The following is a 10,718-nucleotide window of genomic DNA, read 5'->3' on the forward strand; positions in this document are numbered from 1 at the left end:
CATGCGTCCTCCCCGCCGCCCCCTTCTTGCACTTGTGGTGCTCTCGGTTGCGTTGCTGACCGCCTGTTCGGAACAGGAGGAGGCCGCCGAGGAAGCGGTGGTGGTGAGCGTTCGCGTCGAACCGGTCCAGCGCCGCGCGCTGCAGGCCTGGGTTTATGGCCAGGGAACCGCGCGCGCGGTGCAGCGCGAGTTCCTCACCTTTGCCGATGCCGGCCGGGTCGAATGGCTCGACCCGCAGCTGAGGCTGGGCAGCAGTGTCGCGCGCGGCAAGCTGATCGCCTATCAGGAGCCTGCGCGCTCTCGCGCCGGGCTCGCCAACGCAGAGGCCGCCCTGATCACGGCACGCAGCGAGATTGCGCAGGCACAGGCCGCCGAACGCGAGGCGCGCGCCACGCTTGAGCTCGCCCGGGTGACGCTCGAGCGTTACCGAACGCTGATCGCGCAAAATTCCGCTTCGCAGCAGGAGTTCGACCGCGCCGAAGCCGAGTTTGCGCAGGCGCAGGCGGCGCAGGCACGGGCGCGGGCCCAGACACGCTCGGCACAAGCGCGCGTCGGTTCGGCGGATGCAGAGATCGCGCAGGCGCGTCTGGTCGTGGGCGATTCGCGGATCGTCTCGCCAATCAACGGGGTGATCTCGCGGCTCAACATCGAACAGGGGCGCTACTTCACCCCGCAGACGGTCCAGACAACCTCCGAGGCGAGCGCATTGCGCACTGTTCCGGTGGTGGTGATCGATCCGTCCGCGTTCGAGATCCGCGTCGATCTGCCCTCCTACGCCTATCGCCAACTGGCGATAGGCTCGCGGGTGATGATCGGCGCGGGCGAGCGTCCTACCGGAAACGCGGCCGAGAACGGTAACGGTGACGCGGCCGCCAGCTCAAGCCTGCCCGGCGGACCGCCGATGCCGGTTGGCGACTACCGTATAGCAGGCACGGTCCACGCGATCAGCCCAGCGCTCGACCCCGAGAGTCGTACCTTCGAGGTGATCATCCGCACTTTGGGCCGCGCGCCGCAGCTGCAGGACGGTGAATTTGTCGCAACCTGGATTGCCCAGCCAACCCGCCAGCCTGCACTCACCGTCCCGCTCAACGCGCTGCGCACCCGTAACAACCGCAGCTTCGTCTTCGTCGTTGATCGCCAGCGCAACATTGCGGTCGAGCGAGAGGTGCGTCTGGGTGTCCAGTCCGAAGGCCGCCAAGCCGTGCTCTCAGGCCTGCGCGAGGGCGACATGGTGGTGACTGCAGGCCGCGCACGGCTGTCGAACGGGGTCGCGGTGCGGATCCTGGGCCAACCGCAGCCCGCCGCAGCGCAACGACCGAAGCGGTGACGAGCGCGATGGCGGACAGCGACCCGGTAGATCGCGAACCGACAGCCGGTGGACACGGGCAGGCAGCAGATGCCGAAACTCCGGAGGTGGCTGCTGCCGGCAGCCTGGTGAGATTCTTCTTCCTCAAGACGACCTTCGGTATTCTGCTGGCCATCACGCTCGCGGTTGGCGGGCTGTTTGCTTATGGCGCGCTCGTCAAGGAGTCGCTGCCCGATCTTGAGATCCCGCAGGCGATCATCAACACCGCCTGGCCAGGCGCCGATCCGCAGACCATGGAGCGCCAGATCACCGAGCGCATCGAGGACGAGATCACGACGCTTCAGGGCGTTCGTCGGGTCGATAGCGCCTCGTTCGACAGCTTTTCGGTCATCTCGGTCGAGTTCGAAGCCTCGGTCGAGGTGAGCGATGCTATGGGCCGATTGCGCGCGGCGGTGAACGATGCCGAGGCCGAATTGCCCGCTGAGGCCGAACGCCCAACAATCAATCAGATCTCAGTCAGCGATCTCCCTATCCTGACAATAGCAATCGCTGGCGACGTCACTCCCGATACGCTCAACCGCGCTGCAGAGCAGTTGCGTGATCGGCTCGAACGGGTCACCGGAGTAAGCGAGGTCGAACTCGGCGGCAATCGCGAGGAGATCGTCCAGGTCCTGCTTCAGCCCGAGCGGATGCTCGCACTGGGCCTTTCGCCGACCCGCGTTCGCGATGCGATCCAGCAGGCCAATCTTGAACAGCCGTTCGGCGAGATCCGCAGCGACGAAATCGGCGCGATCGTCCGCCTCGAGGGTCGGTTCTCGACGATCGAGGAACTGCGCGCACTCCCCGTCGTGCGGCTGAGCGACGGCGCATCGCGGCGCGCAATCCGGCTCGAGGAGGTCGCGACGATCGAGCGGCGGCTCGAGCCCGAGACCACCCGGGCGTTCGTGGGAGGTGCCGAACGCGCATTCGTGCCCTCGGTCGAGATCACCGTGACCAAATCACCCGGGGCCGACACCGTTGCGCTGGTCGACCTGATCCGCTCCGAACTTGCCGCAATCCAGAACGGCGCCGACTGGCCCGATGGTATCGAAACCACGCTGATCCAGGACGAGGCCGAGCAGATCTGGTCCTCACTGAGCGAGGTCTTCGTCTCGGGCCTGCAGGCGATGCTGATCGTCTTCGTCGTGCTGTTCCTCGCCATCTCATGGCGCGAAGGGCTGATCGCCGGGCTGTCGATCCCGATCACATTTGCCGGGGTTCTGCTTGTGGTGCTGCTGCTGGGCTATTCGCTCAACGAACTCGTCATCATCGGCATGGTGATCGCGCTCGGGTTGATCATCGATGTTTTCATCATCATGCTCGAGGGCCTGCACGACGCGATCTATGTTCGCGGCGAGACCTTCGGCCAGGCGGTGCTCTCGACGCTCGACCGGTTCGCGGTCCCCGCAATCGCGGGACAGCTGACCACGATCCTGGCGTTGGCGCCCTTGATGGCGATCTCGGGACCGGCGGGCCAGTTCATCCGCGTGCTGCCGGTGACGACGATCATCTGCCTGGTGCTCGCGCTGATCGTCGCGCTGCTCGTGTCGGTGCCACTGTCGCGCTACCTGCTGGGTCACCAGACCCGAACCGGCGATCAGGAACCCAGTCGCGCGGACCGGTTGACGGCGCGTGCCATGGACCGGCTTGAGGCCTGGCTTGCAGCGACCGTGCTGCTGTCGCGCAGGCGAGCAGGCTTTTGGGTAATGGGCGCGACCGGTATTTTCGCGCTTTCGCTGGTCGCCTTTACCCAGACACCGACCGAATTCTTCCCACAAAATGACGGTGAGCGGCTGGGCATCAACATCGAATTGCCCCCGAGCACGCAGCTTGATGAAACCCAGGCGTTGGCCGACGCGGTGGGTGCGATCCTGCGCGAGCGCCCCTATTTCGCGCATGTGATCAAGCTGGTGGGACGCAAGAGCCCATTTGCCGGGGGCAATGTGGCCGCTGCCCTCCAGCCTAGCGACAGCGAAAACTATATCGGCTTCTCGGCGATCTTCGTCGAACGTGGCGAGCGCGAGGCCAGCTCTTACCGGCTTGCCGAACAGCTGCGTGTCGAGCTCGGCGACTATCTCGATGCCAATGTCGCCGGTGCCGAGCTGCTGGTCGTCGAGGAAGCTTCGGGCCCGGGCTCGGGCGAACCCATTGAAGTCGAGATCCGCGGGCCCGACATGGACGAACTGCAGGTCCTGGCGACACAGGTCAAGGCCATGCTCCAGCGCGTGCCCGGCACCGGCGGGGTGCGCGACAATCTTGGCGCACTGAGTTCGCAGATCGCGCTGCGTCCCGATCGCGAGGCGGTCGATTATCTGGGCGTGACCCAGGCTGAACTGGCAGGCCAGATCCGGATTGCGCTCAGCAATGACGAAATCGGTCGTTTCGCCACCGGCCCGGGGGAGGACGATATCGACATCCGCCTGGGCACCGAATGGCCCAGCCGGCCGGGCGAGGCACGCGGACCGCGCGACCTGGAAGAGATCGCGCTGGTGCGCGCGTTCAGCGAGTCCGGGCGTTCGATCTCGCTGTGGCAACTGGTCGATCCGGTCAGCTCTGAGGGCGCTGTCGCCATCGCCCATAGCGAGGGGCAACGCGGAATCCGTGTTCTGGCAAGCAACGAGGGCCGCACGGTTGAGGACATCATCGAGCAGATCCGCCCCGAACTCGATCGGATGCAGGCCGAATGGCCTGCGGGCTATCGCTATCTGATCGGCGGCGAATCGGCGGATGCGGGCGAGGCCTTCGGCTCGGCGGGTATCGCGCTGGTGGTCGCTATCATCCTGGTTTTCGGGGTGCTGGTGATCGTCTTCGATAGCTTTAAACAGGCCTTCATCATTCTGGCGACAATGCCGTTGGCGCTGATCGGAACTTTTCTTGGTTTCTTCGCCTTCAAGATCCTGTTCTCCTTCTTCGCGATGATCGGCGTCATCGCACTGGTGGGGATCGTGGTGAACAACGGCATCGTCATGGTCGATACGATGAATCGCTATCTCGCTGAGGGACGCAGTGTGACAGAGGCCGCCGCCTCAGGTGCTGCGCGGCGGCTCCGGCCGATCGTCACGACCTCGGTGACCACGATCGCCGGGATGGCACCGCTGGCGATCAGCAGCGATCTCTATCGCCCGCTGACGCTGACCGTGATCCTCGGGCTGATCTCGGCCACGGTGCTGTCGCTGGTGATCGTACCTGCGCTGTATATGCTGCTGACGAAATCGGGATCGCGGGCCAGCGGCCTCGACTGACGCGGTATCCTGGCTTTCTACCCCGGTTAAACATCACCGTCCGCAGGTACGGTCCCGCGCCCGCGCCGTTGACGGTATATGAATAAGCATGCTGTCGAGCACCGCCAGCTCCGCCTCCGAGAAACGATGGCGCATCTGCACGACGCGTCCATGGAAAGGACACGCATAATCCTGTCCGATTACGACATCCTAATGTTGCGCAGCGACCCTGGAGAGGAACTGACCACCTGCAACTGGGCGCCGTCCTCGGGGCTGCTGTTCAGAGGACCACCGCTCGAACATCTTGGCAGGCGGCGGGGTCGATATCGCCGGGGATAAGATGATGGAGGTCAATATCGACACGCCCTGCGGGATCAACTTCATGGACGATCTGGCGGGCGTCGACTTCAGCGGTGCGATAGGGTTTTCCGATCACCGTGGATCGCTGAGCTAATCCGGAACTATCGCGCAAAACATGCGTCAATACTTCATCGAAAACGCATCTTCGGGCGAGATTGCATTGCTGTTTTAGCAAGGCCCTGCCGCATCGTCCGGACTCAACCGATCCAGTGCCCGTGTTGGCGGAGCAGGAAGAAGCCCAAGTGAAGATAACCGACTATATTTCAAGTCGCCCCGCAGTTATGACAGCTGCGGCCATAGGCGTGGTTGCAACAGGCGCGGCAATTGCCGTCGGCATCCGCAAATTCAGCGACACTGGCGATGCGACCAGCAGGATAAGCACCGATGCGCCGCACTGGGTGCTCCATAAACCGTCACAGCGCACGATGTTCGGCAAGTCGGTGCTGATCAACCGTCCGCGCCAGGAGGTGTTCGATGCGTGGCGCGTGGACCGTTTTGCCGAGTTCATGGAAAATGTCGTATCCGTTGAGATCGAAGGTGCTGACGTCGCGCGATGGCATATCAAGGCACCTGCTGGTCGCGAAGTGACGCTGATCAACCGAATAACCAAGACCGATCCTGGCAAGGCGATCTTCTGGCAGAGTGATCCGTCTTCGGACATAGCCAACAGCGGCGAGGTGCGGTTTAGCGATGCGCCTGCTGGTCGCGGCACCTATGTCACCCTGATCCTGGCCTATTCGCCGCCTGGTGGCGAACTCGGGCGGCTGGCGGCCAAGCTGTTCCAGCGCGAACCCGAAATCCAGGCGCGCCGCGATCTATACCGGTTCAAGCAGCTGCTCGAGACCGGCGAGGTTACCACCAATGCATCGCCTTCGGGCCGGTGATCCGAGTCCGTCACCCAGGCCCATATCTGATAACGGTCTCACGACCGGTTTCAGTTTCATATCTGATCCAAGGAAATTCCCATGCGCGCAGTCACCTGGCAAGGACGCCACAAAATCAGCGTCGATACCGTACCCGATCCCAAGATCGTCAATCCGCGAGATGCTATCCTAAAGGTCACATCGACCGCGATCTGTGGATCGGATCTGCACCTGTATGACGGCTACATCCCCGGAATGCGCGCAGGCGACGTCGTCGGTCACGAGTTCATGGGCGAGGTCGTCGAAATCGGGGCGGAGTCGCCGCTGTCGATCGGCCAGCGCGTGGTGGTGCCGTTCACAATAAGTTGCGGCAATTGTTTCTTTTGCGAAAAGCAGCAGTTCAGTGCGTGCGACAACGCCAATCCGTCCGAAACTCGCGACGCATCCGAGATGATGATGGGGCATGCGATGGGCGGGGCATTCGGATATGCCCACCTCACCGGCGGCTATGCTGGCGGACAGGCGGAATATGTCAGGGTACCATATTCGGATGTCGGGCCCGTGGTAATTCCGTCGGAAATGCCCGACGATGATGTGCTGTTTCTGTCCGATATCCTTCCGACCGGTTGGCAGGCGGCGGTCAACGCCGACATCGAGCGTGGCGACACGGTTGCGATTTGGGGCTGTGGTCCCGTCGGGCTGTTCGCCATTCAATCTGCGCTGTTGCTGGGGGCCGAACGGGTGATTGCAATCGATCATTTTCCGTCTCGGCTAAAGCTTGCGCGCGACATGGGTGCCCAGATCCTCGATTATACTCAGGTCGATGTCCGCGAGGCGCTCGACGAAATGACCGGCGGCATCGGTCCTGATGCCTGCATCGATTGCGTCGGCATGGAAAGCCATGGCTTCACACTGGATAACGTGCTCGACCAGGTCAAAGCTCAGTTGATGCTGACCACCGAGCGCCCGCACGCGCTGCGGCAGGCGATCCTTGCCTGTCGCAAGGGCGGGAGGCTCTCGATCCCCGGCGTTTATGGCGGATTTGCAGATAAATTTCCGCTGGGTCAGCTGATGGAGAAGGGGCTGACGGTCAAAAGCGGGCAGACGCATGTCCAGAAATACACCGACGAGTTGCTCGACATGATCAGGGAAGGCAAGTTCGACACGACATCGCTGATATCGCATCACGCGTCGCTAGAGGATGCAGCCGACATGTATCGGAATTGGCACGACCGGCAGGACGAGTACACCAAGATCGTTCTCAAGCCGGCGCTCGCCAGAGGCGTGGTGCAGACCCGCGATCAGCTTGCCATGGCATGATCGATCTCACTTGAAACTGCGGGTTGCCTGCACCAGCAGGTCACCCCGCAGTCGTCAGGACCAAGTTTGCCTTGCGGTGGTCGAGCCGCAGCGGGTTAAGTTTCGCATCCGTCATCACGGCAAGCCGATAGTCGGTGCAGCACCGGTGAATGTCCGCACGGTTGATATCGCAATGTCGTTCACTGGAGCGTGACGAAGGCTCGGCGGTTTGCAATCCGTGCTGTCAAGGGCTGCCGCGAACGCCCGTTGTTGCAGGTGTGCCATTCGATTGGCGACAGTGCGCAAGGCGATGGGATTAAACCCAAAGCCGCAATGCGCGCTTCGCACTTCGATATTGAGCGTTGTCGACTTGTGGGGCTCGAGTGCCAAGAGACAACGCCTTCGGAAACGGGGTCGTTCGCAGAACGGCGGGTCGTGGGAAACGAATCCGTAATCACCGCCATTCGCGGCCTGAGCTGGGCTGTGTCGATTGTCGCCCCAGAGCCGGACGTTCATTTTGTTCGCGCAAACGGGCGGTCTTACCGAAAGCCGGCCTTGGTGCTTGCTAGAGCTTACCATCAGCGTCGCGGTCCAATGTCGGCCACACGGCAACCAAAGCGGTCGACCTCAAGGCTGCTTTGGCCCGAATTACCTCGTAGGCATCTGGCCGAAGAAATATCCGCAAGATATTGCGCAATATACTGCGGAATGATATTAGGCGGCTATGAAACAGCGCGAATTCTATGACGATCCGATCATTCAGAAGGCCTACACGGCCAAAAAGCTGCTTGATCTTGCGTTCCTGATCAAGGCCCAGGTGACCGAAGTTTACGTGCACAGGGGCATGATCTTTCCGGTCAGTTGCTCATCCACCCTCCTGTTCCTCAACAAATGCGGCCCTGCGTCGGTGACCGAGGTGGCGCGGGCGTTGCAGCACCCGCATCAGACCGTGGCGCAGCACCTCACGACACTGAGCAAGCTGAGTATAATCGACAAGCAAGCCGATCAAACTGACCGGCGCCGTGTCGAATATGTCTTGACCGATCTTGGCGCTGCTCAGGCCAAATTGCTGGATGAGTACAACCAGGATGCAGCCCGGGTCTTCGAGCAGCTCGACCAGGACATCGGCACCGATCTTGGAAGCGTACTGGACACCGGGATAGCCGCGCTCAAGCGCCAAAGCATGGGCGATCGCTTCTGGGATCAGTTTGAAGCGGAAACCGTACAGTCATGAAGCGTGCCCTTTACCCCGTGCTGGCCATCGGCGTTGCAGCAGTGCTTTACTGGGGAGTTGCCCCCAGGCAGGCGGAAACCTCAAAAAATGCGAAATCCCTCGGTGGATTTGCGGCAGCCCTGATCGAAGAGGACGCCATTCCGGGCATGGCCGTCGCCGTCGTCAGGGACGGAAAGGTGGTCCACATGCAGGGCTATGGGTTTGCAAACGCATCAACCCGCAGGCCGATGACGCCCGATACGCCGATGAATATTGCCTCGATCAGCAAACCGATCCTGGGCATAATCCTGCTGCAATTGCGCGACCGGGGGCTGCTTGACCTCGATGCGGACGTCAACTCGCTGTTGCCGTTTCGCGTCGAGAACCCTCATGCCCAAGGCGTGCCCATCACCATCCGGCAGCTGGCTACGCACACATCGAGCATCGGCGACTATTATGACACCGCCGATTATCAGGAAGGAGCCGATTCCCCGCTGGCTCTGACCGACTATCTGCGCAGCATTCTCGCGAAAGACGGATCGCGTTATGACAACGGCGCGCACTATCTGGACGCCAAGCCGGGCACTGTGCGCGAGTATAGCAATCCAGGGGCAGGAGTAGCCGGAGCAGCTGCCGAACGAGCAGCCGGTACTTCGCTGTCAGCGTTGGCCAGAGACAACATCTTCGAGCCCTTGGGGATGGCCAATAGCTCATGGTCGTTGGCAGATTATCCCGCTGACACGCTGGCAACTCGGTACGAGGTCTATCAATGTCTGCCCTATACCAGTCTGTGCGCCAGCACGGAGGAGCCCAAACGCAACTGGCTCATTGGCAAAATCTTCAACCCCACTAAGGCTGACCGCCGGCTAAGGGCTTATCCGCAATACGGTAATCCCAATTATCCCGACGGTGGCGTGAATGCGTCTGCGAAGGACTTGGCCATTTTAGCCCAGAGCATTCTGGCAGGCGGCAAAACCAGCGGCGACCCGTTGTTGTCACCCGCCTCGTTCAACGAGATGTTCAAGCTACAGCTGCCACCAAGCATCGACGACCGACAAAGATTTTTCTGGCGGGACCGGTACGGGATGGTTGGCCACTCCGGCTCTGACAACGGCGTGTTCACATGCCTCTATCTTGATCGGGACAAAGGCAACGCCATCGTAATTCTGATGAACCGAACCCCGGATTTACGGACTGAACAAGCCATGGAACGGCTTGTTGAACGCATCAAAATTGACCTCTTGAGGGAGTAGGCCGGCTCCCTCCAAGTCGTAACGCAGTGACCATCTACGTATAGCACACCTCGCGGTCCGTTGGGCAATAGCGGTTCATCTCGCGCCATCCAAATATGACAACCGATGTCAACGAGCAGATTGATCAAGCTGTTCGCTGCTATGGCGAATGGGATTCAGACAGACAGGCCGTTCGCCAATTGACGGACAGGGCAGACCATATCCACTAATCCACCTGGAATGTGTGAACTGATTGGCCGACGGGCGACCATCAATCTCGGCAGCTTCAATGCTCTAAAAAAATGGGGGCATAGCCTAGCTAAGCCCGTTTTTGTTAGTCGCGGGCTTGCAACTGGCCAGCTAGTCGTGCTCGCATCTAACCTTAGGTGCGAGCTTGCCGGGAACGGCCGGTCGTTTAGGAAGCCGTCATTAGCGTAGGCCATCGGAAGGAGAGGAATGTCCCCTGATCCGGCATCCGTGGTCCGAGGCTGCAGTCGACCAGTTTGAGACGTTCGCTACTGCCTTGCGTACGTGCGACCCCGACAATAGCGGTCGTTCTGGTTGATCGAGGCTATATGGCAAGATCGCCCTGACAGCTGACACTCAAAGGCGATTGACCCGCCTTAAAAGCGGCCATCCATTCATTTGCTCTGGCAGCGACAGAACGTGAAGGAAGACAGGGATAGTGTATTGCTCTCTTTGCTCTATTGTGCGGGTGCGCGGAGCAACAACTAGGAATGCGTCACCTTCGTGTTAGGCGCTCCCAATACCGACCAGATCGGCGCAAGAGGCTGGGCCGGCAAGACGCCGAACCTGCTCAATGTTGCTGTGACGCGTTCCAAGGAGGTGATCTACGTTGTCGGCAATCGGTCGCTCTGGCGATCGTCCGGCGTCTTTTCCGATCTCGACACTCAGCTTGTGCGATGGGAGGCTAGACAGTCCAAAGGCAAGAGTGGTGATCGTGCAGAAGCCATTGACTGCTAATGGTTCTGCCGACCTCATCCGGCTGCCAGCTTTTGTTGAGTGCGTCTGGAAGGAAGTTGGACGTCTCCCCGGTTCGGAAGGCCAATTCCGGCTTAATAGCTGTCGTTGTGAGAGGCGGATTAGTTTGGCAAAGTCTGCGCTATGTTCGTGGCCCCCAGCCGTGGGATCGGCTATTTGACGCAGTGGTTAGATGCTCCGTCG

At 61.1% G+C, this 10,718-nt stretch carries 6 protein-coding genes; all 6 read left to right on the top strand.

Annotated features, from left to right (window positions below):
• Nucleotide 1 precedes the first annotated feature (1 nt).
• The 6 genes from IEW00_RS10730 (at nucleotide 2) to IEW00_RS10755 (ending at nucleotide 9,554) form a co-directional block, all read left to right on the top strand.
• A complete protein-coding gene (locus IEW00_RS10730) occupies nucleotides 2-1,327 on the top strand; it encodes an efflux RND transporter periplasmic adaptor subunit (RefSeq protein ID WP_188514367.1) in 1,326 nt (441 codons plus the stop codon).
• An 8-nt stretch (nucleotides 1,328-1,335) separates the two neighbouring features.
• Entirely contained in the window at nucleotides 1,336-4,587 is a 3,252-nt protein-coding gene (locus IEW00_RS10735) for an efflux RND transporter permease subunit (RefSeq protein WP_188514368.1), read from the top strand.
• Nucleotides 4,588-5,207: 620 nt separating this feature from the next.
• Complete coding sequence (locus IEW00_RS10740) at nucleotides 5,208-5,810, top strand: SRPBCC family protein (RefSeq protein ID WP_229736969.1); 603 nt, start codon at nucleotides 5,208-5,210, stop codon at nucleotides 5,808-5,810.
• A gap of 81 nt (nucleotides 5,811-5,891) precedes the next feature.
• Nucleotides 5,892-7,109: a zinc-dependent alcohol dehydrogenase gene (locus IEW00_RS10745; RefSeq protein WP_188514369.1), complete on the top strand. Its 1,218-nt coding sequence runs from the start codon at nucleotides 5,892-5,894 to the stop codon at nucleotides 7,107-7,109.
• 703 nt (nucleotides 7,110-7,812) lie between these two features.
• Nucleotides 7,813-8,322 carry a MarR family winged helix-turn-helix transcriptional regulator gene (locus IEW00_RS10750; protein WP_188514370.1) on the top strand — a complete coding sequence of 170 codons (510 nt, stop codon included), beginning with the start codon at nucleotides 7,813-7,815 and terminating at the stop codon, nucleotides 8,320-8,322.
• On the top strand, nucleotides 8,319-9,554 hold the full coding sequence (locus IEW00_RS10755; RefSeq protein WP_188514371.1) for a serine hydrolase domain-containing protein: 1,236 nt from the start codon (nucleotides 8,319-8,321) through the stop codon (nucleotides 9,552-9,554). The genes IEW00_RS10750 and IEW00_RS10755 overlap by 4 nt, the downstream gene beginning before the upstream one ends.
• The last annotated feature ends 1,164 nt before the right edge of the window (nucleotides 9,555-10,718 follow it).

Origin of the sequence: Blastomonas aquatica (assembly GCF_014639875.1) — a bacterium.
GTDB lineage: Bacteria > Pseudomonadota > Alphaproteobacteria > Sphingomonadales > Sphingomonadaceae > Blastomonas > Blastomonas aquatica.